Origin of the sequence: Streptomyces sp. Go-475 (genome assembly GCF_003330845.1) — a bacterium.
Lineage (GTDB): Bacteria > Actinomycetota > Actinomycetes > Streptomycetales > Streptomycetaceae > Streptomyces.
Genome location: NZ_CP026121.1, coordinates 5,165,808 through 5,190,314, shown reverse-complemented (window position 1 = coordinate 5,190,314; position 24,507 = coordinate 5,165,808). Strand labels below are relative to the sequence as shown.

At 73.1% G+C, this 24,507-nt stretch carries 24 protein-coding genes; 8 read left to right on the top strand and 16 right to left on the bottom strand.

Annotated features, from left to right (window positions below; all coding sequences use genetic code 11):
- Nucleotides 1–67: 67 nt before the first annotated feature.
- Both C1703_RS24095 and C1703_RS24090 read right to left on the bottom strand, forming a co-directional pair.
- A complete protein-coding gene (locus C1703_RS24095; RefSeq protein ID WP_198678256.1) occupies nt 68–1,420 on the bottom strand; it encodes an endo-1,4-beta-xylanase in 1,353 nt (450 codons plus the stop codon).
- Between the two features lie 93 nt (nt 1,421–1,513).
- Entirely contained in the window at nt 1,514–2,572 is a 1,059-nt protein-coding gene (locus tag C1703_RS24090) for a LacI family DNA-binding transcriptional regulator (RefSeq protein WP_114254812.1), read from the bottom strand.
- Nucleotides 2,573–2,756: 184 nt separating this feature from the next.
- Here C1703_RS24090 and C1703_RS24085 point away from each other — a divergent pair, with 184 nt between their 5' ends.
- A complete protein-coding gene (locus tag C1703_RS24085; protein WP_114254811.1) occupies nt 2,757–5,072 on the top strand; it encodes a glycoside hydrolase family 3 N-terminal domain-containing protein in 2,316 nt (771 codons plus the stop codon).
- A gap of 122 nt (nt 5,073–5,194) precedes the next feature.
- On the opposite strand, the gene C1703_RS24080 is transcribed toward C1703_RS24085, so the two are convergent.
- The 4 genes from C1703_RS24080 to tsaB are packed head-to-tail and all read right to left on the bottom strand — an operon-like array spanning nt 5,195 to nt 7,689.
- On the bottom strand, nt 5,195–5,452 hold the full coding sequence (locus C1703_RS24080) for a hypothetical protein (RefSeq protein ID WP_114254810.1): 258 nt from the start codon (nt 5,450–5,452) through the stop codon (nt 5,195–5,197).
- Complete coding sequence (gene tsaD / locus C1703_RS24075; RefSeq protein ID WP_114254809.1) at nt 5,449–6,540, bottom strand: tRNA (adenosine(37)-N6)-threonylcarbamoyltransferase complex transferase subunit TsaD; 1,092 nt, start codon at nt 6,538–6,540, stop codon at nt 5,449–5,451. The genes C1703_RS24080 and tsaD overlap by 4 nt, the downstream gene beginning before the upstream one ends.
- Entirely contained in the window at nt 6,533–7,006 is a 474-nt protein-coding gene (gene rimI / locus C1703_RS24070) for a ribosomal protein S18-alanine N-acetyltransferase (protein ID WP_114257557.1), read from the bottom strand. The genes tsaD and rimI overlap by 8 nt, the downstream gene beginning before the upstream one ends.
- A gap of 29 nt (nt 7,007–7,035) precedes the next feature.
- Nucleotides 7,036–7,689 (bottom strand): tRNA (adenosine(37)-N6)-threonylcarbamoyltransferase complex dimerization subunit type 1 TsaB, encoded by a 654-nt coding sequence (gene tsaB / locus C1703_RS24065; RefSeq protein ID WP_114254808.1) that lies wholly within the window; start codon nt 7,687–7,689, stop codon nt 7,036–7,038.
- Nucleotides 7,690–7,802: 113 nt separating this feature from the next.
- On the opposite strand from tsaB, the gene C1703_RS24060 reads away from it, so the two are divergent.
- A complete protein-coding gene (locus C1703_RS24060; protein ID WP_114254807.1) occupies nt 7,803–8,357 on the top strand; it encodes a hypothetical protein in 555 nt (184 codons plus the stop codon).
- Nucleotides 8,358–8,600: 243 nt separating this feature from the next.
- Here the strand turns inward: C1703_RS24060 and C1703_RS24055 are convergent, their stop codons facing one another.
- The 6 genes from C1703_RS24055 to C1703_RS24030 form a co-directional block, all read right to left on the bottom strand.
- The gene (locus tag C1703_RS24055; protein WP_114254806.1) at nt 8,601–8,783 is read right to left on the bottom strand and encodes a hypothetical protein; all 183 of its coding nucleotides are present in this window, start codon (nt 8,781–8,783) and stop codon (nt 8,601–8,603) included.
- A gap of 165 nt (nt 8,784–8,948) precedes the next feature.
- Entirely contained in the window at nt 8,949–9,467 is a 519-nt protein-coding gene (gene tsaE / locus C1703_RS24050; protein ID WP_114254805.1) for a tRNA (adenosine(37)-N6)-threonylcarbamoyltransferase complex ATPase subunit type 1 TsaE, read from the bottom strand.
- Nucleotides 9,436–10,692 (bottom strand): alpha/beta hydrolase, encoded by a 1,257-nt coding sequence (locus tag C1703_RS24045; protein WP_114254804.1) that lies wholly within the window; start codon nt 10,690–10,692, stop codon nt 9,436–9,438. Before C1703_RS24045 ends, tsaE begins: the two co-directional genes overlap by 32 nt.
- A 128-nt stretch (nt 10,693–10,820) precedes the next feature.
- Entirely contained in the window at nt 10,821–11,987 is a 1,167-nt protein-coding gene (gene alr, locus C1703_RS24040; RefSeq protein WP_114254803.1) for an alanine racemase, read from the bottom strand.
- 61 nt (nt 11,988–12,048) lie between these two features.
- Nucleotides 12,049–12,936, bottom strand: a complete 888-nt coding sequence (locus C1703_RS24035; protein ID WP_114254802.1) for a L,D-transpeptidase family protein — start codon at nt 12,934–12,936, stop codon at nt 12,049–12,051.
- A 723-nt stretch (nt 12,937–13,659) separates the two neighbouring features.
- Complete coding sequence (locus C1703_RS24030) at nt 13,660–15,108, bottom strand: NAD(P)H-hydrate dehydratase (protein WP_114257556.1); 1,449 nt, start codon at nt 15,106–15,108, stop codon at nt 13,660–13,662.
- Between the two features lie 158 nt (nt 15,109–15,266).
- Between C1703_RS24030 and C1703_RS24025 the strand changes: the two genes are divergently transcribed.
- Both C1703_RS24025 and C1703_RS39040 read left to right on the top strand, forming a co-directional pair.
- A complete protein-coding gene (locus C1703_RS24025; RefSeq protein WP_114254801.1) occupies nt 15,267–16,421 on the top strand; it encodes a hypothetical protein in 1,155 nt (384 codons plus the stop codon).
- Nucleotides 16,422–16,551: 130 nt separating this feature from the next.
- Nucleotides 16,552–16,824 carry a hypothetical protein gene (locus C1703_RS39040; RefSeq protein WP_157993159.1) on the top strand — a complete coding sequence of 91 codons (273 nt, stop codon included), beginning with the start codon at nt 16,552–16,554 and terminating at the stop codon, nt 16,822–16,824.
- A 40-nt stretch (nt 16,825–16,864) separates the two neighbouring features.
- On the opposite strand, the gene C1703_RS24020 is transcribed toward C1703_RS39040, so the two are convergent.
- Nucleotides 16,865–17,236, bottom strand: coding sequence for a holo-ACP synthase (locus C1703_RS24020; protein WP_114254800.1), 372 nt, complete (start codon nt 17,234–17,236; stop codon nt 16,865–16,867).
- Between the two features lie 66 nt (nt 17,237–17,302).
- On the opposite strand from C1703_RS24020, the gene C1703_RS24015 reads away from it, so the two are divergent.
- Nucleotides 17,303–17,968 carry an ankyrin repeat domain-containing protein gene (locus tag C1703_RS24015; protein ID WP_114254799.1) on the top strand — a complete coding sequence of 222 codons (666 nt, stop codon included), beginning with the start codon at nt 17,303–17,305 and terminating at the stop codon, nt 17,966–17,968.
- Nucleotides 17,969–18,157: 189 nt separating this feature from the next.
- Entirely contained in the window at nt 18,158–18,517 is a 360-nt protein-coding gene (locus tag C1703_RS24010) for a hypothetical protein (protein ID WP_114254798.1), read from the top strand.
- A gap of 106 nt (nt 18,518–18,623) precedes the next feature.
- Here C1703_RS24010 and glmS read toward each other — a convergent pair whose 3' ends face one another.
- The 3 genes from glmS to C1703_RS23995 form a co-directional block, all read right to left on the bottom strand.
- Nucleotides 18,624–20,471: a glutamine--fructose-6-phosphate transaminase (isomerizing) gene (gene glmS, locus C1703_RS24005; protein WP_114254797.1), complete on the bottom strand. Its 1,848-nt coding sequence runs from the start codon at nt 20,469–20,471 to the stop codon at nt 18,624–18,626.
- Between the two features lie 98 nt (nt 20,472–20,569).
- Nucleotides 20,570–21,379 (bottom strand): ABC transporter permease, encoded by an 810-nt coding sequence (locus C1703_RS24000; RefSeq protein ID WP_114254796.1) that lies wholly within the window; start codon nt 21,377–21,379, stop codon nt 20,570–20,572.
- Nucleotides 21,376–22,389, bottom strand: a complete 1,014-nt coding sequence (locus C1703_RS23995; protein ID WP_114254795.1) for an ATP-binding cassette domain-containing protein — start codon at nt 22,387–22,389, stop codon at nt 21,376–21,378. Before C1703_RS23995 ends, C1703_RS24000 begins: the two co-directional genes overlap by 4 nt.
- Before the next feature lie 193 nt (nt 22,390–22,582).
- Between C1703_RS23995 and coaA the strand changes: the two genes are divergently transcribed.
- Together coaA and C1703_RS23985 are read left to right on the top strand one after the other, a co-directional pair.
- Entirely contained in the window at nt 22,583–23,551 is a 969-nt protein-coding gene (gene coaA, locus C1703_RS23990; RefSeq protein ID WP_198678442.1) for a type I pantothenate kinase, read from the top strand.
- 16 nt (nt 23,552–23,567) lie between these two features.
- Complete coding sequence (locus C1703_RS23985; RefSeq protein WP_114254793.1) at nt 23,568–24,500, top strand: DUF389 domain-containing protein; 933 nt, start codon at nt 23,568–23,570, stop codon at nt 24,498–24,500.
- Nucleotides 24,501–24,507 lie beyond the last annotated feature (7 nt).

The window sequence follows — 24,507 nt, the reverse complement described above, 5'->3', positions numbered from 1 at the left end:
CCGAATTATTACGAGCAGGGTCCCCCGGCCGATTTTCTTCGGAAATTCTCAGACTTCTCGGCCTCGGCTACCCCAGGGTCACCGTGGGCACCGGGTTGCTCCCGCTCCACGAGCCGTTGAAGCCGAACGTCACCGAACCGCCGTCCGGCACCGACCCGTTGTACGGGGCGTTCGCGCAACTCACCGCCGCGCCGGTCTGGGTGCAGCTCGCGTTCCAGGCCTGGGTGATCCGCTGCCCGGCCCCGAACGTCCAGTTCGCCTTCCACGACGACAGCGAGGCCCCCGAGCAGGCGATCCGCACCTGCCCCGTGAAGCCGGTGCTCCACTGGCTGGTGACGCTGTAGACGGCCGTGCAGGCGCCCGTGGGCGGTGGGGCCGTCGTCCCGCCGAGGGCTTCCGCGATGGCGTGGTAGGCCGGTTTCGGCTGGTAGTTCTCGTCGTACGGGGTCGCCGCGCCCTGGCCGGGGAAGGTGTCCGGGATCCAGGAGTCGGAGTCGGTGAAGCCCCAGACGGTGACGCCGGTGCAGCGCGCGACCGCGACACAGGCGTTCATGACCGCCTTGTAGTCGGCGGCCTGCTGGGTCAGCTTCGCCTGCGTCGCCGGCAGCTGCATCCGGATGTCCAGCTCCGTGATGGCCACGTCCACGCCGAGGTCGGCGAAGCGCTGGATGTTCTGCTGCATCGTCGAGGGCACCTGGCCGACGATGAGATGGGCCTGCAGCCCGACCCCGTCGATCGGAACCCCGCGCTCCTTGAGGGACTTGACCAGGTTGTACAGGGCGGTGCTCTTCGCGTTGACGCCCTCCACGTTGTAGTCGTTGATGTACAGCTCGGCGCTCGGGTCGGCGGCCCGGGCCCAGGTGAGGGCCTGCGCGATGTAGTCCTGGCCGAGGGTGTTGTAGAAGAGGGTCTGGCGGTAGCTGCCGTCCTCGTTGAAGGGCTCGTTGACCACGTCCCAGGCGGCCAGCCGGCCCTTGTAGCGGCCGACTTCGGTCGCGATGTGGTCCTGGACGATCGCGCTGAGCTGGTCGCGGGTCCAGTTGCCGTTCGTCAGCCAGCCCGGGTTCTGCTGGTGCCAGAGCAGGGTGTGGCCGCGCACCTGCTGGTCGTGGGCCTCGGCGAAGTTCACGATCCGGTCGGCCTCGGCCCAGTCGTAGCCGCCCCGGCTCGGCTCCACCGAGCCCCACTTCATGGCGTTGCCGGGGGTGAGCCAGTTGAACTCGCGGCCGGCGATCTCGCCGTAGGTGCCGGTGAGCTTGGAGCCGGTGACCGCCGTGCCCATGGCCCTGCCCTTGGCCGCGGCGAGGTCGCGCAGCGGGGCGTCGGCGGCGTGCGAGGCCGGGGCCGTGAACAGCAGGGAGCCGGCCGTGACGACGCCGGCCAGCAGGGTGGTGAGCAAGCCCGATCTCAGCGATCTCATCGCGGTGCCTCCGAAAGTTTCGGTGGTGCAACCGATTGGCTTCGGTGCAGTGTGGAGGCGCCCGCATCACCCGTCAATACAGCAACTGGCCTTTCAGGCCGGGACCGCCGTACTGCTGCGCACCACCAGGCTCGTCGCCAGCTCCACCCGGGTCGCCGCCGGGGCGTCCTCGTCCCGCCCGAGGTCCAGGACCAGCCGGGCCGCCGCCTCGGCCATCTCGGTCAGCGGCTGCCGTACGGTCGTCAGCGGCGGCCCGACCAGGGGCGCCACCGGCAGGTCGTCGAAGCCGACCACGCTCAGGTCCTCGGGGATGCGCAGCCCCAGCTCGCGCGCGGCCTCGTACAGCCCGAGCGCCTGCAGGTCGTTCCCGGCGAAGACGGCGGTCGGCCGGTCCGGGCGGCGCAGCAGCTCCAGGCCCAGCCGGTAGCCGGCCTCGTGGTGGAAGTCGCCGCCCGCGATCAGCGCGGGATCCACCGGCAGCCCGGCCGTCTCCAGCGCGGCCCGGTAGCCGTCGATCCGGGCGCGGCTGCACATCATCTGCGACGGCCCGCTGATCGCGCCGATCCTGCGGTGCCCCAGCTCGACCAGGTGCCGGGTGGCGGCAAGACCGCCCTGCCAGTTGGTGGCGCCGATCGACGGCACGTCGGCTCCCGGGTCGCCGGCCGGGTCCATCACCACGAACGGGATGGAGCGGCTGGTCAGCAGCGCGCGCTGCGACTCGTCGAGCCCCGACAGGACCAGGACCACGCCGTGCGGGCGGCGCGCGGCCACCTGGTCGGCCCAGGTCCGGCCGGGGGTGAGGCGCCCGGCGCTCTCCGACAGCACGACGCTCAGCCCGGCGTCCCGGGCCACGTTCTCCACGCCCCGGATCACCTCCAGCGCCCAGGCGCTCTCCAGCTCGTGGAAGACCAGGTCGATCAGCGGCGAGCGGGTCGCCTCCGCGCGGCGGCGCCGGTAGCCGTGGGCGCGCAGCAGCTCCTCGACGCGGGCCCGGGTGGCGGGGGCGACGTCGGCCCGGCCGTTGAGGACCTTCGAAACAGTCGGCGCCGACACGCCGGCCTCGCGGGCGATCTCGGCGAGCGTCGCCGTCTGCGCGGTGCGCCCCTGCGTCCGGGTTTGCGTCCGGCTTTCAACCGGCTCCGGGGATGTCATGGCGGCGATCGTATCCCTGCGGGCCCCCTTGACGAAGTCCTCCCGGCCCCATAGGTTCCCGGAACATTCGACGTGTATATCGAAACATTCGTAGAAGCGGGTGCGGGAAGCGGCCGTCAGCACGGTTCACGCGCTCGTCAGCACCGTTCGTGAGAGGGCCGTCCGTCCACCCGACAGGAGCTTCATGACCACCGCGCCCTGGCGTGACCCCGCCCTGCCCGCCGTCGCCCGCGTCGACGACCTGCTCTCCCGGATGACCCTGGAGGAGAAGACCGCCCAGCTGTACGGCGTGTGGGTGGGCGCCTCGGCGGACGGCGGTGGAGTCGCTCCGCACCAGCACGACATGACCGCCGACCACTCCGACGAGGCATGGGCCGAGCTGATCACCCACGGCCTGGGTCAGCTCACGCGCTCCTTCGGTACCGCCCCCGTGGACCCGGCGCTGGGCGCGCAGGCACTGGCCCGCGCCCAGCGCCGTATCACCGAGGCCGGCCGCTTCGGCATCCCGGCCATCGCGCACGAGGAGTGCCTGGCCGGGTTCACCGCCTGGCGGGCCACGGCCTATCCGGTCCCGCTGGCCTGGGGCGCCGCCTGGGACCCCCCGCTGGTCGAGGAGATGGCCCGCCGCATCGGCGACGACCTGCGCGCGGTCGGCGTCCACCAGGGCCTCGCGCCGGTCCTGGACGTCGTGCGCGATCCGCGCTGGGGCCGGGTGGAGGAGACCATCGGCGAGGACCCGTATCTGGTCGGCACGATCGCCACGGCCTACGTGCGGGGCCTGGAGTCGGCCGGGATCGTGGCCACGCTCAAGCACTTCGCCGGGTACGCCTCCTCGGCCGGCGCCCGCAACCTCGCCCCCGTACGGGCCGGCCTGCGCGAGTTCGCGGACGTCACGCTGCCCCCGTTCGAGATGGCGGTGCGCGAGGCCGGGCCCCGCTCGGTGATGGCCGCGTACACCGAGACGGACGGCGTCCCGGCCTCCGCCGACCCCGAGCTGCTCACCCGGCTCCTGCGCGAGGAGTGGGGCTTCACCGGCACGGTCGTCTCCGACTACTTCGGCATCGGCTTCCTGCACACCCTGCACCGCGTCGCCGGCACCCCGGCCGAGGCGGCCCACGCGGCGCTCGCGGCCGGCATCGACGTCGAGCTGCCCACGGCCAACTGCTACGGCCGGCCGCTGCTGGACGCCGTCCGCTCCGGGCAGGTCCCCGAGGAACTCGTGGACCGGGCGGCCCGCCGCGTGCTGCTCCAGAAGTGCGAGCTGGGCCTGCTCGACGAGGACTGGAGCCCGGAGCCGGCCGCCCCGGTCGAACTGGACTCGACGGGCAACCGGATCCTGGCCCGCCGCCTGGCCGAGGAGTCGGTGGTCCTGCTCGACAACCCCGACGCCCTGCTCCCGCTGGCCCCCGACACCCGGATCGCGGTGGTCGGCCCGCGGGCGGCCGACGCCCTGGCCATGCTGGGCTGCTACTCCTTCCCGTCCCACGTCCTCACCCACCACCCCGGGGTTCCGACGGGCATCGAGATCCCGACCGTCCTGGACGCCCTGCGCACCGAACTCCCCGACGCCAAGGTGACGTTCGCGCCGGGCTGCGACGTGACGGACCCGGACACCTCCGGCTTCGAGGAGGCCATCGCCCGTACCGCCGAGGCGGACGTGTGCGTGGCGGTCCTCGGCGACCGGGCGGGCCTGTTCGGCCGCGGCACCTCGGGCGAGGGCTGCGACGCGAGCGACCTCGCCCTGCCCGGTGTTCAGGGCGAGCTGCTGGACGCGCTGGTCGCGACGGGCGTGCCCGTGGTGCTGGTGCTGCTGACCGGCCGGCCGTACGCCCTCGGCCGGTGGGACGGCCGGCTGGGCGCGGTCGTCCAGGCCTTCTTCCCCGGGGAGGAGGGCGGCCCGGCGGTCGCGGGAGTGCTGTCGGGCCGCGTGAACCCCTCCGGCCGCCTCCCGGTGAGCGTGCCGCGGGAGCCCGGCGGCCAGCCCTGGACGTACCTCCAGCCGCCCCTCGGCCTCGCGGGCGAGGTCAGCAACCTCGACCCGACCCCGCTCTACCCCTTCGGCCACGGCCGCTCGTACACGACGTTCGCGTGGGAGGACGGCACGGGCGGCGAGGAGCCGGCGGAGATCGGCACGGACGGCTCGTACGACGTCTCGGTGACCGTCCGCAACACGGGCGACCGCGAGGGCGCGGAGGTCGTGCAGCTGTACCTGCACGACCCGGTGGCCTCCGTCACCCGGCCCGACGTGCGGCTGATCGGCTACCAGCGCGTGGAGCTGGCACCGGGTGAGGCGAGCCGGGTGACGTTCCGGTTCCACACGGACCTGTCGGCGTTCACCGACCGTTCAGGTCGCAAGGTGGTCGAACCGGGCGCCCTGGAACTACGGTTGGCCGCGTCCAGCACGGACGTACGCCACACGGCGCACCTCACGCTCACGGGCCCGGTCCGGGTCACCGGGGGCGACCGGCGGCTGCGGTGCGAGGCGGAGGTGTCGGGGTGACCCTCAGGGGTGCCCCTCAGGGGTGCCCCTCAGGGGGTGGCGGTGGACAGGCTGGTGCACCACCCTCCTGAAGACAGACCCGGATCAAGTGGTCCAGCGAGGTGCTGGAGTGTAGGACGCGGTCAGCCGACGCCCAGCGACTCGAACCTCCACCGGTGCACGGCCCGCGTGACCAGCTCCCCGTCCGGCTCCGGCAGTTCGGGCAGCTCGGCGTCGTAGGGGGCGTCCCACCAGGTGATGACGAGGACCCGGTCCTGCGGGGCGCGCAGGGTCTCGCGGCGCAGCGGCTCACCGGGGAGGTCCTGGGCGCGGGCCCAGGCGAGCAGGTCCTCGCCCCGGCCGGGCACCGCCCGCGCCTCCCACATCAGCGCGACGGTCACGAGTACAGGTTCTCCTTGCTGACCTCGTGCACGTGGTCGTGGTCGTGGCCCGGGACGTGCGGTTCCGTCACCGGCAGCGAGGAGTCCGCCGGCAGGTCCCAGCTCGACGCGGCCCGGTTGCGCGCGACCATCTCGGCGCCCAGCGCGGCGACCATCGCGCCGTTGTCCGTGCACAGCTTGGGCCGCGGCACCCGCAGCCGGATCCCGGCGGCCTCGCAGCGCTCCTGGGCGAGCGCGCGCAGCCGGGAGTTGGCGGCCACGCCGCCGCCGATCATCAGGTGGTCGACGCCCTCGTCCTTGCAGGCCCGGACGGCCTTGCGGGTCAGCACGTCCACGACCGCCTCCTGGAAGGAGGCCGCCACGTCCCGCACCGGCACCTCCTCGCCCGCCGCCCGCTTGGCCTCGATCCAGCGGGCCACGGCCGTCTTCAGCCCGGAGAAGGAGAAGTCGTAGGCGGGGTCGCGCGGGCCGGTCAGACCGCGCGGGAACGCGATCGCGTCCGGGTCGCCCTCCTTGGCGTACCGGTCGATGACCGGGCCGCCCGGGAAGCCGAGATTCAGCACCCGGGCGATCTTGTCGAAGGCCTCGCCGGCCGCGTCGTCGATGGTGGCGCCCATCGGACGGACGTCGGAGGTGATGTCCGAGGACAGCAGCAGCGAGGAGTGGCCGCCGGAGACCAGCAGCGCCATCGTCGGCTCGGGCAGCGGGCCGTGCTCCAGCTGGTCCACGCAGATGTGCGAGGCGAGGTGGTTCACGCCGTAGAGGGGCTTGCCCAGCGCGTACGCGTACGCCTTCGCGGCGGAGACGCCGACCAGCAGGGCACCGGCGAGTCCGGGACCGGCCGTGACGGCGACGCCGTCGAGGTCGCGGGCGCTGACGCCCGCCTCCTTCAGGGCGCGGTCGATGGTCGGGACCATCGCCTCCAGGTGGGCGCGGCTCGCGACCTCCGGGACGACGCCGCCGAAGCGGGCGTGCTCGTCGACGCTGGAGGCGACGGCGTCGGCCAGCAGGGTGGTGCCCCGGACGATGCCGACGCCGGTCTCGTCGCAGGAGGTCTCAATCCCCAGAACGAGGGGTTCGTCAGCCATGGATCTCGGTTCCTTGTACGGAGTTCTCGGGGGCGGTCAGGCGCATCACCAGGGCGTCCACGTTGCCCGGCTGGTAGTAGCCGCGCCGGACACCGATGGGCTCGAAGCCGAACCGCTCGTACAGCTTCTGCGCGCGGACGTTGTCCACGCGGCACTCCAGCATCACCTCGGCGCACTCGAAGGCGGTGGCCGCGCGCAGCAGTTCGGCGAGCAGCCGCGCGCCGAGGCCGGTGCCCCACAGGTCGCGGGCGACGGCGATGGTCTGCACGTCGGCCTGCTCACCGGAGGCGACCAGACCGGCGTACCCGACGATCCGGGAGCCGGCCTCGGCGACCACGTACCGCCGGTTGGCCTCGGGCCCGCGCGCGTGGGCCAGCTCGGACCAGAACATGCCCCGCGACCAGGCGTCGTCGGGGAACAGGTCCCGCTCCAGCTCCAGCACGGGGTCGATGTCCCACCAGCGCATCTCGCGCAGCACGCACGTCACGGCATCGGTCACTTGGGGGTGACCACCTTGTAGTTCTTGGGGACCTGGGCGTCGGGGCGGCGCAGGTAGAGCGGCCGTGGCGCGGGCAGCTCCTCGCCTGCGGCCAGCCGCTCCGCGGCCAGGCGGGCCAGGGCGGCGGCGGACACGTGCTCGGGTTCGTGCGCCTTGGGGAAGGTGTCCGGGTAGAGCAGCGCGCCCGCGCCGACCGCGGGCAGGCCCGCGACCTGCTCGGTGATGTCGGCCGGCCGGTCGACGGCCGGGTGGGTGAGGCGGGTGCGGGAGTCGGCGTAGCGGGCCCAGTACACCTCCTTGCGGCGGGCGTCGGTGGCGACGACGAACGGGCCCTCCAGGTCGGCGGCGTAGGCGAGGCCGTCCAGCGTGCACACGCCGTGCACGGGGACGCCGAGCGCGAGCCCGAAGGTGTCCGCGGTCATCAGGCCGACCCGCAGCCCGGTGTAGGGGCCGGGGCCGATCCCGGCGACGATGTCCGTGACGGCGTCCAGCCTCAGGCCCGCCTCGGCGAGGACCCGGTCGATCGCCGGCAGCAGCAGTTCCCCGTGCCGCCGGGCGTCCACCTGACTCGACGAGGCGATGACGTCCTCGCCGTCGTGCAGCGCGACGGTGACAGCGGGTGTGGCGGTATCCAGAGCGAGCAAGAGCACGCAAACAGCCTACGGCTCCCCGGGGCCCGTGTCGGACGTACCTGCCGGGCCGTCACCTGCTGCTACCGTCACCTTCCGTCACGACACGGACGTACGACGTGAGGTGGGTGCCGGTGGCAGTCAGCAGCTCGGGAATCGTGGCCGGGCTCACCGCCGCGGCCCTCGCGACGGTCGGCTACCTCGCCCACCGGGCCGCGGAGACCGTCCCGGCCGGTCTCGGCCGGGCGCAGGCGGGCGTCTCACCGGCGGTCGGCGCCCCGAAGGCGCCCCGGGTGAAGCGGGACCCCGCCGCGCTGCCCCCGGAGTCCGGCAAGGGCGCGCGGGTCGTGTACTCGCTGCGCGGCGACCGCGTGTGGCTGGTCGGCGCGGACGAGACGGTCACCCGGACGTTCGAGGTCGACCCGAGCGTGGTGGACCCGGCCCCGGGCAGCTACACGGTCACGTCCCGCTCGAACGCGGTCACCGGCTCCGACGGCGTCCCGGTCGAGCACGTCGTGCGCTTCGCCAGCGTGGACGGCGTGGTCATCGGTTTCAGCGCGGCCGTGGACGGCTCGACCGCCGCGCCCGACCCGAAGGTGCGCACCGGCGGCATCCGCGAGTCCCGGGCGGACGGCGACGCGATGTGGACGTTCGCGACGATCGGCCGCAAGGTCGTGGTGGTGCGCTAGGGGGTGTCCGCCAAGTCCCGTCGTCCGCCCGGAGGGCGGGCCCCGCGGCGTCATGGGGTCCCCCTGCTCGAGCGAAGCCGAGAGCTTGGGGGAGCGTTCTCTCGGCGATCCGGGCGGACGCCCGCGTACTGGTTGTACTCGGGTGTTCGCCCGGTGCGGCGAGAGGGCGTGCCGGGCGTCGCGGGGCAGGCGGGACCTGGCAGACACCCCCTAGCGGCTCCGCGGTCGTGCGCCGGCGCTCCGCTAGGCCGCCTCGCGGTGGTCCGCCACCGGCCCGGCGAAGTCCGGTTCGGCGAGGTCCGGCTCGGGAGCGCGCGGCGGCGTGGAGACCAGCGCCGCGGCCTCGCCCGCCGCCAGCAGGTCCCGCATGGACACCCCGGCGACCGCGAACGACAGCGGCTGCCCCTTGCTCTCTGTAGCCGACATGGACGCCTCCTGAAAGGCCGGGGGCGGACGTAGTTAGGTACACCTAACTACGGACTGGGTACCATGTGACCACGCCCGCGACACCGAACGCAACATCTTGCCGACGTCTTGTCGGAACGTTCATCAAAAGACCGCACCGGTTGCCACCCGCCCGGGCGGCAGGGCTCAGGCGGCGAGCACGCTCAGGTCCGCGGAGGCCCAGCGTTCCCCCAGACCGGTGACGGTCATGTGCCGGACCTCGTCGGTCGTGTCGCCCACCGCCCGGTGGATGACGACCTGGAGCCGCTCCTCGGTCAGCTCCTCGACCTTGCCCTCGCCCCACTCCACGACGACCACGGACTCGGGCAGCGAGACGTCGAGATCGAGGTCCTCCATCTCGTCCAGCCCGCCGGACAGCCGGTAGGCGTCGACATGGACCAAGGGCGGCCCGTCACCGAGCGAGGGGTGCACCCGGGCGATCACGAACGTCGGCGAGGTGACGGCCCCGCGCACGCCGAGCCCCTCGCCCAGGCCGCGCGTCAGCGTCGTCTTGCCCGCGCCGAGCTCCCCGCTCAGCATCACCAGGTCGCCCGCGCGCAGCAGTTTCGCGAGCCGGCGGCCCAGCTCCCGCATCTGCTCGGGGGACGTGACGACGATCTGGACGGATCCGGGCTCAGCCGGGTTGTGCGGTGCTGCTGCTTCCATAGCCCTTCACGGTAGCCCCTGCGGGCACGGCACCCGTGCGGGTGAGCAGGTCGGCGAGCCGGTCGGTGACCACTTCCGGGTGTTCCAGCATCACCAGGTGCCCCGCGTCCGGCACCAGCACCAGCTCCGCGTCCGGCAGCAGATCGGCGATCGCCTCGCTGTGCTCACTGGGCGTGACCAGGTCCTGCACGCCGGCCAGGACGAGGACCGGCATGTCCGCGAAGTACGCGAGCGCCTCGGTCTTGTCGTGGTCGTTGAACGCCGGGTAGTACTCGGCGACCACGTCGATCGGCGTGCTCTCGATCATCCGCTCGGCGAACCGGGCCACGGCCGGGTCGACGTCCCGGGACGCGAAGGAGTACCGCTTGATGATCCCGGCGAACAGGTCCGCGGTGGCCCGGCGGCCCTTCTCCACCAGCTCGGCCCGCTGCCCCAGCGCCTTCAGCACGCCGGGCAGCACCCGCCGCACCGCGTTGACACCGGCGACCGGCAGCCCGTAGTTGACCTCGCCGAGCCGCCCCGAGGACGTCCCCACGAAGGCGACCCCGACGACCCGCTCGCGGACCAGCTCGGGGTACTGGTCGGCGAGCGCCATCACCGTCATGCCGCCCATGGAGTGCCCCACGAGCACGATGGGCCCCTCGGGCACGGCCGCGTCGATGACGGCCTTCAGGTCGCGGCCCAGTTGCTCGATGGTGACCGGCTCGTCGTCCCGGTTCTGGGCGACGCCCCGCCCGGAGCGGCCGTGGCTGCGCTGGTCCCAGTGCACGGTCCGCACGACGCCCCGCAGGGCCGCCCGCTGGAAGTGCCAGGAGTCCTGGCTGAGGCAGTAGCCGTGGCTGAAGACGACCGTGACGGGCGCGGGTGCCTTGCGGCCGAAGAGCCGCCGGCGGCGCGAGCCGATGGCCGGGGCGGCCTCCGGGTCGAGGTCGTCGACCTCGTAGTACAGCTCCGTGCCGTCGTCGGCGAACGCCTTGCCGGGCATGCCGCGCAGCGAGCCGTAGGGGCCCGCCGAGTCCAGGGCGAGCCGGGCCTTCTGGCGCATGCCCCGGCCGACGGTCATCCGCTCCAGGGCGACACCGGCGGCCGCGCCCGCGGCCACCACGCCTATCGCGACTCCGGCGATGCCGGTCGCCCGGCGCCAGCCTCCCGCGGCCGTCGCGGCGGAGGCCGCGACGGCCGCGGAGGCGACGTCCGCGACGACCTCCGCACTGCTCTCGCTCACGTACCGCTCCTCTTCGCCGGGCTGCTGATCGGGTGACGCACTGGGTCGGATGATGCCGTGTGGCTGTTGTTGCCGGTGTTACCAGGGTGCCTGTCGTTCTTCGGGTGACCGGTTCTCCCCTGTGCGAGTTACCCGTCCTGTTCCTCATTCACATAGACGCGGGGAACGCGCGTTCCGATCCGGGTCACGATCTCGTAGGCGATGGTTCCGGCCGCCTGCGCCCAGTCCTCCGCGGTGGGCTCACCGCGGTCCCCGGGCCCGAAGAGGACCGCCTCGGCGCCCGGCGCGGGCTCGTCACCGCCCAGGTCGACCACGAACTGGTCCATGGCGACCCGGCCCGCGATGGTGCGCCACTTGCCCTCGACCAGCACCGGTCCGGCCGAGGAGGCGTGCCGCGGGATGCCGTCGGCGTAGCCCAGCGGGACGAGGCCGAGGGTGGTCGCGCCGGGCGTCACGTACCGGTGCCCGTAGCTGACGCCGTGCCCGCCCGGGACGTGCTTGACCAGGGCCAGCGAGGCGGACAGCGTCATCACCGGGCGCAGTCCGAAGTCGGCCGGGGTGCCCAGCTCGGGGCTGGGCGAGATGCCGTAGGTGGCGACGCCGGTGCGGACCAGGTCGAAGTGGCTCTCGGGGACGGTGAGCGTGGCCGGCGAGTTGGCGATGTGCCGGACCTCGGGCCGGACGCCCTGCCGCTCGGCGTACGCGACCATCTCGCGGAAGCGGTCGAGCTGGGCGGCGATGGAGGGGTGGCCGGGCTCGTCGGCACAGGCGAAGTGCGACCACAGTCCCGTGACGCGCAGCAGCCCCTCGGCCTCGGTGCGCAGCGCGGCGCGGACCAGCTCGGCCCAGTCGCCGGGCTGGCAGCCGCCCCGCCCGAGCCCCGTGTCGGCCTTGAGCTGCACGCGGGCGGGCCGGTCGGCTTCCCGGGCGGCCCGGGTGACCTCGTCCAGGGCCCACATCCCGCTGACGGACACGTCGAGGTCGGCCTCGATCGCCTCGCGCCAGGGCCCGCCGGGCGTCCACAGCCAGCACATGATGCGGCCCGGCAGCCCGGCGGCCCGCAGGGCGAGGGCCTCCTCGGGCGTGGCCGTGCCCAGCCAGCTCGCTCCCGCGGCGACGGCGGCGCGGGCGCACGGCACAGCCCCGTGGCCGTACGCCTCGGACTTCACCACGGCCATCAGGGCGGCGCCCGGCGCGTGGGCACGCAGGGCCCGCACATTGGCCCGCAGGGCGGCCAGGTCGATCTCGGCGCGGGCCCGCAGGGGCGCGGTCCGCGGGGCTGTTCTCTCGCTCATCGCGCCCAGTGTCTCAGAGGGCCCCGACAGCCCCGAGGCAGCGGGCCCGCCAGCAGGTCGCCTACGTCCCGGGCCGCCGCCCCCACACGAACACCCGGTCGCCCTTCTTCAGCACGCCCCACAGCCGCCGGGCGTCACCCACGGTGAGGTTGACGCAGCCCATCGAGCCGACGGCGGTGTGCAGACTGCCGTAGACGCCGTGGAAGGCCTGGCCGCCGCTGAAGAACTGGGAGTACGGCATCGGTGTGTTGTACAGCGTCGACCAGTGGTTCTTGTGCCGCCAGTAGATGGTGTGCCACCCGGCCCGCGTCCGGTACCCGGCCCGCCCGCTGCGGATCGGCACCGCCCCGAACACGACCGTCCTGCCTTTCTGCACCCACATCAGCTGCCGGCTGAGATCCACACAGGCCACGGGATGGTTCCGCACCGGGCACATCCCGGCGGCGTTCGGATTCGTACGCGCCGACAGGTACCGCATCCGTGACCAGGTCACCGGCCCGGCGAACCCGATGGCCGGTTCGATCCCCTGCCGCACCTGGAACGCCCGGATGGCCCGGCAGTCCGCCGCCGACTGCCTCCCGTCCACCCGCAGCCCCAGCCACCGCTCGACCTGCCGTTGATACGGCCCGGCCTTCCGCGTACAGCTCACCCGCGCCACCGCCTCCCCCAACGGCACGTACTCGACGAGCGCGTACGTCCCCGGCACCGCGCTGCGCGGCTCGACGGCCTCCTCGTCGGCCGACGGCGTGTACACGACCGGCGGCAGCGCCTGGTCGGGCGTGTCCACGGCCCAGGACTGCGCCGGCCCCGGCGCGACCCCCGGGACCAGCTCACCCAGGGGCCCCGGAGCGGGCGGCACGGGAACGGCACCGGCGACCCCGACGGGCAGCGCGGCGACGAGGGCGAGCAGGACGGCGAGGCCACGGCTGGCGGTACGTCTACGGGTCATACGATCAGAAAAGCGCGGGCACCCAAGGCCGCCGGGTCGCCGCGCGGCGGAGGTCACCCGGAGGCATCAGCCACACACGAGCCCGCCGGTCGCCGCGCCCTCCCGCCCCACTCGGCCACATCCCTGCCCGCCCGGCACCGCGCCCTCCCCGTCCCACGGCCACATCCCTGCCCGCCCGGCACCGCGCCCTCCCGCCCCACTCAGCCACACGCGAGTCCGTCCGGCGCAGTACCCTTCCGCCGCGCCGAGCGAAGCGAAGCCACATCCCCAACCCACCCGACACCGCTGCCCCCGTCCCGCCCGGCCACATCCCCGTCCCGCCCGGCCACATCCCCAGCCCGCCCGGCACCGCCCCCGCCCGCCCAGCCACAACCCAGCCGTCCAACCGCCCCCTCCCGCGCCGCTCAGCCACCCCCCCGCCCGGCACCGCACGCCCCCGGCCGCCCCACCACCCCACCCTGCCCGGCACCGCCCCCCGCGCCGCCCAGCCACAACCCACCCCGCCCGGCACCGCACCCCCCGGCCGCCCCAGCCACAACCCACCCTGCCCGGCACCGCCCCCTCCCGCCCCGCTCAGCCACAACCCAGCCCGTCCGGCGCTTGAGGACGAGGCCGTTCAGGCCGAAGCGGGGGCCCGGGGGCGGCAGCCCCCGGACTCGGGGCGGGAAGGGGCGGAGGGGGCGACCCACCCCCACAGCGACCCGCACCGACCCGCACGCGCACTCACCCCAGGACGTTCCGCCAGGCCTCAGGGACCGCTTCGGCGACATCGTGCGCCCCCACCGGCGCCCCCTCCGCCGCCAACCGCCCCGCAAGCCCGTGCAGATACGCCCCCACACTCCCCGCGTCCACCGCCGACAACCCCGCCGCCAGCAACGACCCGGCCAGCCCCGACAGCACGTCCCCGCTCCCCGCCGTGGCCAGCCAGGACGTCCCCGTCGGGTTCACCCGCACCGCACCGCCCCCCGAGTCGGCGACCAGCGTCGTCGACCCCTTCAGCAGCACCGTCGCCCCGTACCGCCCCGCCAGCTCCCGCACCGCCGCCAGCCGGGCCCCCTCGACCTCCCCGCGCTCCACCCCCAGCAGCGCCGCCGCCTCCCCGGCATGCGGCGTCATCAGCGTCGGCGACCGGCGCCCCCGCACGACTCCCGCGTCGGCGAGCCGCAACCCGTCCGCGTCGATCAGCACCGGCACCTCCGCCGCCAGCACCTCCCCCACCGTCGCCGCGTCGTCCCCGGCCCCCGGCCCGACGACCCACGCCTGCACCCGCCCCGCGTGCTTCGGCCCCTGGTCCGACACGAGCGTCTCGGGAAACCGCGCGATGACCGCGTCCGCGGCCGGCCCGACGTACCGCACGGCCCCGGCCCCGCCCCGCAGCGCCCCGGCGACCGCCAGCACCGCGGCCCCCGGGTACCGCGCCGACCCGGCGGCGATCCCGACGACCCCCCGCCGGTACTTGTCGCTCTCCGCCCGCGGCACCGGCAGCAGCCGGGCCACGTCCACGTGCTGCAACGCCTCCAGCTCCGGCTCGACGGGCAGCTCCAGCCCGATGTCGACCAGCCGCACCGAGCCCGCGTACTCCCGCGCCGGGTCGATGAGCAGCCCCGGCTTGTGCGTCCCGAACGTCACCGTCACGTCGGCCCGGACGGCGACGCCCCGCACCTCCCCGGTGTCGACGTCGACTCCGCTGGGCAGGTCGACGGCGACGACGGCGCCCCGCGACCGCCCGGCCGCGGCGGCCAGCGGCACCGCGTCCGGCCGCAGCCCGCCCTTCCCGCCGATCCCGACGATGCCGTCGACGACGAGATCGGCCCCCTCGATCAACTCCTCGGCGCTCCGGCCGCCCGGGGCCTCACCGGCCGGCACGGCCCGCCCCCCGGCGCGCCGCAACGCCGCGAGCCCCGCCGCATGCGCCCGTTCCGGCGCGAGCAGCACCGCCGTGACCCCGGCACCGCGGCGGGCCAGCCGGGCCCCGGCGAACAGCGCGTCGCCTCCGTTGTCCCCGCTGCCGACCAGCAGGACGACCCGGCTGCCGTACACCCGCCCCAGCAGATCGGCGCAGGCGGCGGCGAGCCCGGCGGCGGCGCGCTGCATCAGCGCCCCCTCCGGCAGCCGCGCCATCAGCTCCCGTTCGGCGGTCCTGACCGTCTCCACGCTGTACGCACTACGCATGCGGTCGAGTTTCCCGTACGACCGCCCGGCCACTCCCCCGCAGCTCGCGCAACTCCGGTCCGTGTCGCATCCATTGACGCTTTGCCGTCCCTTTGCCAGACTCCCGGCGCGCAGAAAGCGCTTGCACACCCCCCACGTTCGACGAAACCGAGGCCACCATGGGACGCAGAGCCGCATTCCTCGCCGCCGCCGGTGCCACCGCCCTCCTCACCGCCGCCGGCACCCTGACCGCCCCCGCCACGGCCGCCCCGACGCGAGCGCTGGCCTGCGGGGACGGCTCGTACCAGGCCGAGGCCGTGCAGAGCGGCAGCAACTGGACCGCCCGGCGCGGCGGCAGCACGGTCTACACCGGCACCGACATGCGCGCCGCCGTCCAGGCGGCGGTCAACAGCCTCTCCGCCGGGCGCACGGCGAAGGAGCGGGTCGTGGTCCGCGGCTCGGGCTCGATCTCGGCGGGCTCCCGCATCTCGCTCCCGAGCTACACCGTCCTCGACGTCTGCGGCACCATCAACGTCACCGGCACCGGCTCGGGCGACCAGGCGCCGGTCTACTCGCGCGGCACGCGTGACGTCGAGGTCCAGAACCTCAAGCTGACCGGCACCCCGCTGTACGGCATCTTCCTGCGCAACGTCCAGAACGTCGTGCTCGGCCAGATCGACATGCGCCTCTCCCGCGGCCTGGGCGTCCGCATCGACAACCGCGGCGACACCAGCCAGTGGACGCGCAACGTCCGCATCGACAACGTCTACGTCTCCGGCGCGTCCAGCCACGCGGTCGAGACCTACGGCGTCGACGGCATCACCATCGGCACGGTGACGGCCCGCAACGTCGGCGAGTCGGGCCTGCTCCTCAACCAGACCATCAACGCGAGCGTCACCAAGGTCGACGCGGAGAACGCGGGCACGGGCACCGGCTACGCCGCCTTCCGCATGGCCAACCGCAACGGCCGGGTGGGCAGCGGCTACCCCACCAACATCCGGGTCGGCGAGGTCATAGCGCGCGGCGGCGGACGCGGTGTGTTCTGCGTGTCGGAGAGCGGCGGGGCCGTCATCAACAAGGTGACGCTCTCCAACACGGGCAACAACTCGGTGCTGATCGAGAACTGCTACAACGTCAGCCTCGCGGCGCAGAGCGGCACGGTCACGGGCGGCGGCGAACTGCGGCTGGCCGCGCGCTCGGAGTTCCCGAACAACAAGGACATCACCATCCAGAACCTGACGGTCACCAACTCGGCCATCAGGGAGAGCCCCTGCGGCGAGAACACGACGTTCCGCAACATCACCCGGGTGAACACCAGCCAGTCGATCTGCTGACCCGGCTCCCCGAAGCCCCCGCCGCCCGGCAGCTACCCGCCCGGCGGGGGCCTCGGGCCCCTGGACCGCACCCCTGGGCGTATGATCGAGCCATGTTTTGAACTCGTTCAAAAAGGGGGATCGGCAGAACATGACCAGCGCGACAGCACCCAAGGAAACAGACAGCCCCGCCACCGCCCTCGGCCCCACGGCCCTCGTCCTCGGCGCCTTCTCCGCGGCCGGCACCTGGGCGTTCCTCATCCCCTGGACGGTGCTCGCCGGAGCGCTCGCCCTCACCTTCGGGACGATGGGCGTCCACTACGCCCGCCAGGGCACGGGCCGCATGTGGCCGGCGGCCGCCGGCGCCACCCTGGGCGCGGCGGGCCTCCTCGGCACGATGCTGCTCGTGTGGGGCATGGCCTAGGGGGTGCCCGCCGGGCAGGCCCCACCCGGGCGCGGGCCGCTCACCCCTCCGCGATCACGACGGCGGAGGCCACCCCCGCGTCATGGCTCAGCGACACGTGCCAGGACCGCACCCCCAGCTCGGCGGCCCGGGCGGCGACGGTTCCGCGCACCCGCAGCCGGGGCTGCCCGCTGTCCTCGACGAACACCTCGGCGTCCGTCCACAGCAACCCGGCGGGGGCGCCGAGCGCCTTGGCCAGCGCCTCCTTGGCGGCGAACCGCGCGGCCAGCGAGGCGACACCCCGCCGCTCCCCGCTGGGCAGCAGCAACTCCCGCTCCACGAACAGCCGCTCGGCCAGCGCGGGCGTACGCTCCAGCGACGCCGCGAACCGGTCGATCTCGGCGACGTCGATCCCGACCCCGATGATGCTCATGCCCAGCACCCTACGGTCCGGCCGGGGCGTTCCCCGCCCGTACCGCCTCCCTGCCCGCCGCCTAGCATGATCGGCGTGGAATGGGACGGCCTCACCGACCGCGGGCGCTACAACGACTGGTACCTGAAGGAGCGCGACCGGTTCGCGGACCTGGCCCGGGACGCCGACTGGGACGGCGTGTTCGGGGAGCTGGCGGAGCATCCCGAGCGGGTCAACCTCGCCCGCCCCGGCAACCGCAGCGGATTCGCGCCGCTGCACCAGGCCGCCTGGCACGGCGCCGGCATCGGGGTCGTCTCCCGGCTGATCGCGCACGGCGCCTGGCGCACACAGCGCACCCGGGACGGACGGCTCCCGGTGGACATCGCACGGGAGCGGGGCCACACGCAGCTGCTGGACCTGCTGGAGCCGGTCGCGGTCCGCCGACTCCCCGCCCCCGCCGACGCGTTGGAGCGCCACTTCCACGCGATGCTGCGGGAGCGCACCGGCAGCTGCTTCGACGAGGTCGAGCACCTCCTGCCACCGCTGGCCCCGCTGACGGAGGGCATGGACGTGCGGATCTTCTTCCGGGTGGTCGGCATGATGGGCGGCTTCCACTACCGCCTGCACGCGGACATCGTGCATGTGCACGGCAGTTCACGGATGGACTCTTACCTCGGGGACTTCTACCAGGTGACCCCGGACGGCTGGACCAAGCTCCCCTTCAGCCCGAAGCCACCGCTGCCCTGGACCTAGGGCCTGTCGTTTGGATCAGATCGCAGACGCGGGGCTGATGAGGTGCCGTCGGTTTCCTGCGACCTGATCCAAACGACAGGCCCTAGCCGCATACCGAGCCCCCGATCTTGAACTCTCCCTCCCCCTTGTACAGTTCGCGATGACCGCGATGTGCAAACGGCATCGCACACGCAACGGGAGGACACAGCTTTGAAGTTGAAGTCTCTGGGCACCGCACTGACCACTGCGGCCCTCGTGGCTACAACCCTCACCGGCACCGTCGCCACGGCCGGCACCGCCGCCGCGGCGACGAAGCCGGACTGCAGCAGCGCGCTGGTCAACGTGAAGCCGAAGGAAACCGTCAACCTCCGCAGCGCGCCCAAGACGAGCGCCACGGCTCTCGGCACCTGGGGCAAGGGCAAGAAGGGCGGGATCTGCTTCGGCGACCGCAAGCCCACCACTGGTGGCAGCTACACGGCCTGCGGCAAGAAGAGCAACAAGTGGTACTTCGGCGGTCCCAACAGCACCAGCAAGGAAGGCTGGGTCCCGGCGACCTGCCTGCCCATCTGAGCCGGAGCACCTGACGGCCTGACCGGCTGACCAAGGGGGCGAGCGGAACCGAGCCGTTCGCCCCCTGTTCACGCGCTGGGCACAGCAGGGCACTCGCTCCCCCGCTTCACTCCACGGTCACCGACTTGGCCAGGTTCCGAGGCTGATCCACCTCGTTCCCCCGCGCCGTCGCCAGTTCGCACGCGAACACCTGCAACGGCACCGTGGCCACCAGCGGCTGCAGCAGGGTCGGCGTGACCGGGATCCGGATCAGATGATCCGCGTACGGCACGACCGCCTCGTCGCCCTCCTCGGCGATGACGATCGTCCGTGCCCCCCGCGCCCGGATCTCCTGGATGTTGGACACGATCTTGTCGTGCAGCACCGACCGCCCGCGCGGCGACGGCACGACCACGACGACCGGCAGGTCCTCCTCGATCAGCGCGATCGGCCCGTGCTTCAGCTCCCCCGCCGCGAACCCCTCGGCGTGCATGTAGGCGAGTTCCTTGAGCTTCAGCGCGCCCTCCAGGGCGACGGGGTAGCCGACGTGCCGCCCGAGGAACAGCACCGTGTTCTTCGAGGCCAGCGTGCGCGCCAGCTCCCGCACCGGCTCCATGGTGCCCAGCACCTGCTCCACCGCGCCGGAGATCGAGGACAGGTCCCGGATCACGGCCCGGACCTCGTCGCCCCACTTGGTGCCCCGCACCTGGCCGAGGTACAGCGCGACCAGGTAGCAGGCCACGAGCTGCGTGAGGAACGCCTTGGTGGAGGCGACGGCGACCTCCGGCCCGGCGTGCGTGTACAGCACCGCGTCCGACTCGCGGGGGATCGTCGAGCCGTTGGTGTTGCAGATGGCGAGCACCTTGGAGCCCTGCTCGCGGGCGTGCCGCAGTGCCATCAGCGTGTCCATGGTCTCGCCGGACTGGGAGATGGCGATGACCAGCGTCTGCGCGTCCAGGATCGGGTCCCGGTAGCGGAACTCGCTGGCCAGCTCCACCTCGCACGGGATGCGCGTCCAGTGCTCGATGGCGTACTTGGCGATCATCCCGGCGTGGAAGGCCGTACCGCAGGCGACCACGACGATCTTGTCGATCTCCCGCAGCACCGCCTGGGGGATCCGCACCTCGTCCAGGGTCAGCGAACCGGAGCCGTCGATCCGGCCCAGCAGGGTGTCGGCGACCGCCTTGGGCTGCTCGGCGATCTCCTTGAGCATGAAGTAGTCGTAGCCGCCCTTCTCCGCGGCCGAGGCGTCCCAGTCGACGTGGTACGAGCGGACGTCGGCCGGGCGGCCGTCGAAGCCCGTCACGGTCACGCCGTCCCGGCGCAGCTCCACCACCTGGTCCTGGCCCAGCTCGATGGCCGACCGGGTGTGCGCGATGAACGCGGCGACGTCCGAGGCGAGGAAGGCCTCGCCCTCGCCGACACCCACCACCAGCGGCGAGTTCCGCCGGGCGCCCACCACCACGTCGGGCTCGTCGGCGTGCACCGCGACCAGCGTGAACGCGCCCTCCAGCCGCCGGCACACCAGCCGCATCGCCTCGGCGAGGTCCGCGCAGGAGGAGAACTCCTCGGCGAGCAGATGGGCGACGACCTCGGTGTCGGTCTCGGAGGCCAGCGCGTGGCCGCGCTCCGCCAGCTCCGCCCGCAGCGCGGCGAAGTTCTCGATGATGCCGTTGTGGACGACCGCGACCCGGCCCGCGTTGTCGATGTGCGGGTGGGCGTTGGCGTCGGTCGGTCCGCCGTGGGTGGCCCACCGGGTGTGGCCGATGCCCGTCGCGCCCGTCGGCAGCGGCCTGCCGTCCAGTTCCTTCTCCAGGTTGAGGAGCTTGCCGGCCTTCTTGGCCGTCGCGAGCCCGCCGTCGGCCAGGACGGCGACGCCCGCCGAGTCGTAGCCCCGGTACTCCAGCCGCTTCAGCCCGGCCATCACGACCTCGAGCGCCGACTGCGGCCCCACGTATCCCACGATTCCACACATGGAACGGCAGCTTAGGGTCGATTCCCGTGCCGAACCGGCCGTTGCGTGCCCGAAATCGGAAATTCCCACCGGGGTACGAACAGCTCGGTGCCCCGCTGTCAGACCTTCGCGCGATACGCCCTCATGGCCAGCGGGTAGAAGACGAGCGCGATGCCCGCCGCCCACACCAGCGACCACAGCACCGGCTCCGCCACCGGCCCGCCGAGCAGCAGCCCGCGGAACGCGTCGGACAGGTGCGTGACCGGGTTCACGTCGCTCCACGCCTGGAGCCAGCCCGGCATGGTGTCGACGACGACGAACGCGCTGCTGGTGAAGGTGATCGGGAAGATCAGCGTGAAGGCGAACGCCTGCACCTTCTCCGCGTCCCCGGCCAGCATCCCGATCAGCACCGCGCTCCAGGACACGGCCGCCGCGAACACCACCACCAGCAGCACCCCGAGCAGGAACCCGCCGAAGCCGCCGGTGACCCGGAAGCCGAGCGCGAGTCCGAGGCCGATCATCAGCAGCATCGCCCACACGTGCTTGGCGAGGTCGGCGGTGATGCGCCCGACGAGCGGGGCGGACCGGGCGATGGGCAGGCTGCGCAGCCGGTCGAAGACGCCCTTGGTGAGGTCGGTGTTGAGGGCCATCGCCGTGTACATCGTCATGAACAGGGTGTTCTGCACGATGATCCCGGGCAGCGCGTACTTCAGGTACGCGTCGGGCGACCCGGCCATCTGCCCGCCCAGCACATAGGTGAACAGGAACACGAACATGATCGGCGTGATGCTGTAGTCGACCAGTTCGAGCGGGTTGTGCTTGACGGCGACCAGGCTCCGCCAGGCCATGGTGAAGGTCTGCCGCAGCCCGGCGAGGGCCGGCACCCGGCCCGACTCGGTGACCGGTGCCGTGAGGGTGGTGGCGGTCATGGCCGGCTCACCGCCTTCTCCCGCTCGTCCTGGTCCTCGCCCCGGACGGCCGCGCCGCCGTCCTGCTCGGGCTCGCCCGGCTCCGCCCGGTGGCCGGTCAGGGCGAGGAAGACCTCGTCGAGCGAGGAGCGGCGCAGGGCCAGCTCTCCGACGGCGATCCCCTCCCGGTCCAGCGCGCGCACCACGGCCGGCATCAGCTCGGGGTCCTTCACCGGGGCGGTGACCGTCTCGCCCTCGATCCGGGCCTCGGCGCCGGCGGCCCCGGCCACCAGCGCGTGCGCCCGTGCGAGGTCCTGCCCGAGGATCGGCCGCAGCTCCAGCACCTGCCCGCCGACCTGCGCCTTCAGCCGGTCGGGGGTGCCCTCGGCGATCACCCGGCCCTTGTCGATCACCACGATGTCGTCGGCGAGCACATCGGCCTCGTTCAGGTACTGCGTGGTCAGCAGGGCGGTCGCCCCGTCCGCGACCAGGCCGCGCAGCAGGTCCCACAGCTCACCGCGGCTGTGCGGGTCGAGGCCGGTGGTCGGCTCGTCGAGGAAGAGGATGCTTGGCCGGCCGACGAGGCTGGCCGCGAGGTCCAGCCGCCGGCGCATGCCGCCCGAGAAGGTCTTCGCCGCCCTGCCTGCCGCGTGGGTCAGCTGGAAGCGTTCCAGCAGCTCACCCGCCCGCGCCTTGGCCTCCCGCCGCGGCAGCCCCAGCAGCCGGCCGATGAGCAGCAGGTTCTCCGTGCCGGTGAGGTTCTCGTCGACCGCCGCGTACTGCCCGGTCAGCCCGACCAGGGAGCGCACCACCCCGGCCTCCCGGACCACGTCGTGCCCGGCCACCCGGGCCCGGCCCGCGTCGGGCCGCAGCAGCGTGGCGAAGATCCGCACCGCGGTGGTCTTCCCGGCGCCGTTGGGACCCAACAGCCCGAGGACCGTGCCCTTGCGGGCCGCCAGATCGACACCGGCCAGCGCCTCGGTCTCCCGGAACCGTTTGACCAGGCCTTCCGCCTCTATCGCATACGTCATGGGTCACCCCTCGGGGTCCGTGGACCCCGGGCTGGGCCCACCCTTCCCACAACTGTGACGCACGCCACTGACATTCCTCCCTTTGGCCGGTTTTCTCCCCTGCTGAAGGGCCGAAAAGCCCGCGTGACGGATCCCACCTCACCGTCCGTTCGTACGCCCGTAACAATGGACTGTGATCTCTCCGGTCTCCTCGATGCCCCGGAGCGCCCACCGGCCCCGCCCGGAGGCGACTCCCTACGTCGACCTCACCCGAGCCGAGTGGAGCGCGCTGCGTGACAAGACGCCGCTGCCGCTGACGGCCGAGGAGGTCGAGAAGCTGCGCGGTCTCGGCGACGTGATCGACCTGGACGAGGTGCGGGACATCTACCTCCCGCTGTCCCGGCTCCTCAACCTCTACGTCGGCGCCACGGACGGCCTCAGAGGGGCGCTCAACACGTTCCTCGGCGAGCAGGGCTCCCAGTCCGGCACCCCGTTCGTCATAGGAGTCGCCGGCTCGGTCGCCGTGGGCAAGTCCACGGTCGCCCGCCTCCTGCAGGCCCTGCTCTCCCGCTGGCCCGAGCACCCGCGCGTCGAGCTGGTCACCACCGACGGCTTCCTGCTGCCCACCAAGGAGCTCCAGGCCCGCGGCCTGATGTCGCGGAAAGGTTTCCCCGAGTCCTACGACCGCCGGGCGCTGACCCGCTTCGTCGCCGACATCAAGGCCGGCAAGGACGAGGTCACCGCGCCGGTCTACTCCCACCTGATCTACGACATCGTCCCCGACAAGCGGCTCACGGTCCGCCGCCCCGACATCCTGATCGTCGAGGGCCTGAACGTCCTCCAGCCCGCCCTGCCCGGCAAGGACGGCCGCACCCGGGTCGGCCTCGCCGACTACTTCGACTTCAGCGTGTACGTCGACGCCCGCGTCGAGGACATCGAGCACTGGTACCTCAACCGCTTCCGCAAGCTGCGCGCCACCGCCTTCCAGGACCCGTCCTCGTACTTCCGCAAGTACACCCAGGTCTCCGAGGAAGAGGCCCTCGACTACGCCCGCACGATGTGGCGCACGATCAACCGGCCCAACCTGGTCGAGAACATCGCCCCCACCCGCGGCCGCGCCACGCTCGTGCTGCGCAAGGGCCCGGACCACAAGGTGCAGCGGCTGAGCCTGCGCAAACTGTGACCGTTACGCTGCCGCCATGCTGCATCTGCGCCTGATCACGCCGTCCGAGAAAACCGGAGACGTGGTCCGTCTGATCGAGGGGACGGTCGGTACCACGCATCTCGTCGTGCTGCCGGGCGCGGCCCGCGACCCCGCCGGCGACGTCGTGATGTGCGACGTGGCCCGGGAGGCGGGAGACGAACTCCTCGGCCGGCTGCGGGAACTGGACCTGGAGGACTGCGGCTCGATCTCCGTCGAGAACATCGACCTGTCGCTGTCGAAGCGGGCCGACAGGGCGGAGGCCGACGCACCGGGCGAGGGCGCGGACGCGGTGCTGTGGGAGCACCTGACCGACGCCACCCACGAAGAATCGACGCTGTCGGTCACCTACCTGGCGTTCCTCACACTGGCCACCATGATCGCGGCCTGCGGTGTGTTGCTGGACAACGCCATCCTGATCGTGGGCGCGATGGCGGTGGGCCCGGAGTTCGGCCCGCTCGCGGGCATCTGCACAGCGGTGGTGCAGCGCGCGCCCCGCCTGGCGCTGCGCTCGCTGACCGCCCTGCTGGTGGGCTTCGCCGTGGCGATGGCGGTGACGGTCGGCTTCAGCCACTTCATGGACGCGGTGAACCTGTTCAGCGAGGGGAAGCTGGAGAGCGACCGCCCCAACACCGGCTTCATCTACGCCCCCGACTGGTTCTCCTTCGTCGTGGCGATCCTCGCCGGCGCCGCGGGCACGCTCTCCCTGACCTCCGCCAAGTCCGGCGCCCTCGTCGGCGTCGCGATCTCGGTGACCACGGTCCCGGCCGCCGCCAACGCGGCGGTGGCCCTCAGCTACGGCGACATGAAGCAGACCTGGGGTTCGACGGAACAGCTCCTGCTCAACCTGCTGGGCATCATCCTCGCGGGCACGGCGACACTCGCCATCCAGAAGTGGCTCTGGGCCAGGCAGCGCAAAGCCACACCCTGAGGGGCAT

Coding starts and splice junctions, on each gene's coding strand:
- C1703_RS24095 (WP_198678256.1), bottom strand. CDS start 1,420: ATGAGATCGCTGAGATCGGGCTTGCTCACCACCCTGCTGGCCGGCGTC.
- C1703_RS24090 (WP_114254812.1), bottom strand. CDS start 2,572: ATGACATCCCCGGAGCCGGTTGAAAGCCGGACGCAAACCCGGACGCAG.
- C1703_RS24085 (WP_114254811.1), top strand. CDS start 2,757: ATGACCACCGCGCCCTGGCGTGACCCCGCCCTGCCCGCCGTCGCCCGC.
- tsaD (WP_114254809.1), bottom strand. CDS start 6,540: ATGGCTGACGAACCCCTCGTTCTGGGGATTGAGACCTCCTGCGACGAG.
- rimI (WP_114257557.1), bottom strand. CDS start 7,006: ATGCGCTGGTGGGACATCGACCCCGTGCTGGAGCTGGAGCGGGACCTG.
- C1703_RS24055 (WP_114254806.1), bottom strand. CDS start 8,783: ATGTCGGCTACAGAGAGCAAGGGGCAGCCGCTGTCGTTCGCGGTCGCC.
- tsaE (WP_114254805.1), bottom strand. CDS start 9,467: ATGGAAGCAGCAGCACCGCACAACCCGGCTGAGCCCGGATCCGTCCAG.
- alr (WP_114254803.1), bottom strand. CDS start 11,987: ATGAGCGAGAGAACAGCCCCGCGGACCGCGCCCCTGCGGGCCCGCGCC.
- C1703_RS24035 (WP_114254802.1), bottom strand. CDS start 12,936: ATGACCCGTAGACGTACCGCCAGCCGTGGCCTCGCCGTCCTGCTCGCC.
- C1703_RS24030 (WP_114257556.1), bottom strand. CDS start 15,108: ATGCGTAGTGCGTACAGCGTGGAGACGGTCAGGACCGCCGAACGGGAG.
- C1703_RS24025 (WP_114254801.1), top strand. CDS start 15,267: ATGGGACGCAGAGCCGCATTCCTCGCCGCCGCCGGTGCCACCGCCCTC.
- C1703_RS39040 (WP_157993159.1), top strand. CDS start 16,552: ATGACCAGCGCGACAGCACCCAAGGAAACAGACAGCCCCGCCACCGCC.
- C1703_RS24020 (WP_114254800.1), bottom strand. CDS start 17,236: ATGAGCATCATCGGGGTCGGGATCGACGTCGCCGAGATCGACCGGTTC.
- C1703_RS24015 (WP_114254799.1), top strand. CDS start 17,303: ATGATCGGCGTGGAATGGGACGGCCTCACCGACCGCGGGCGCTACAAC.
- glmS (WP_114254797.1), bottom strand. CDS start 20,471: ATGTGTGGAATCGTGGGATACGTGGGGCCGCAGTCGGCGCTCGAGGTC.
- C1703_RS24000 (WP_114254796.1), bottom strand. CDS start 21,379: ATGACCGCCACCACCCTCACGGCACCGGTCACCGAGTCGGGCCGGGTG.
- C1703_RS23995 (WP_114254795.1), bottom strand. CDS start 22,389: ATGACGTATGCGATAGAGGCGGAAGGCCTGGTCAAACGGTTCCGGGAG.
- coaA (WP_198678442.1), top strand. CDS start 22,583: ATGCCCCGGAGCGCCCACCGGCCCCGCCCGGAGGCGACTCCCTACGTC.
- C1703_RS23985 (WP_114254793.1), top strand. CDS start 23,568: ATGCTGCATCTGCGCCTGATCACGCCGTCCGAGAAAACCGGAGACGTG.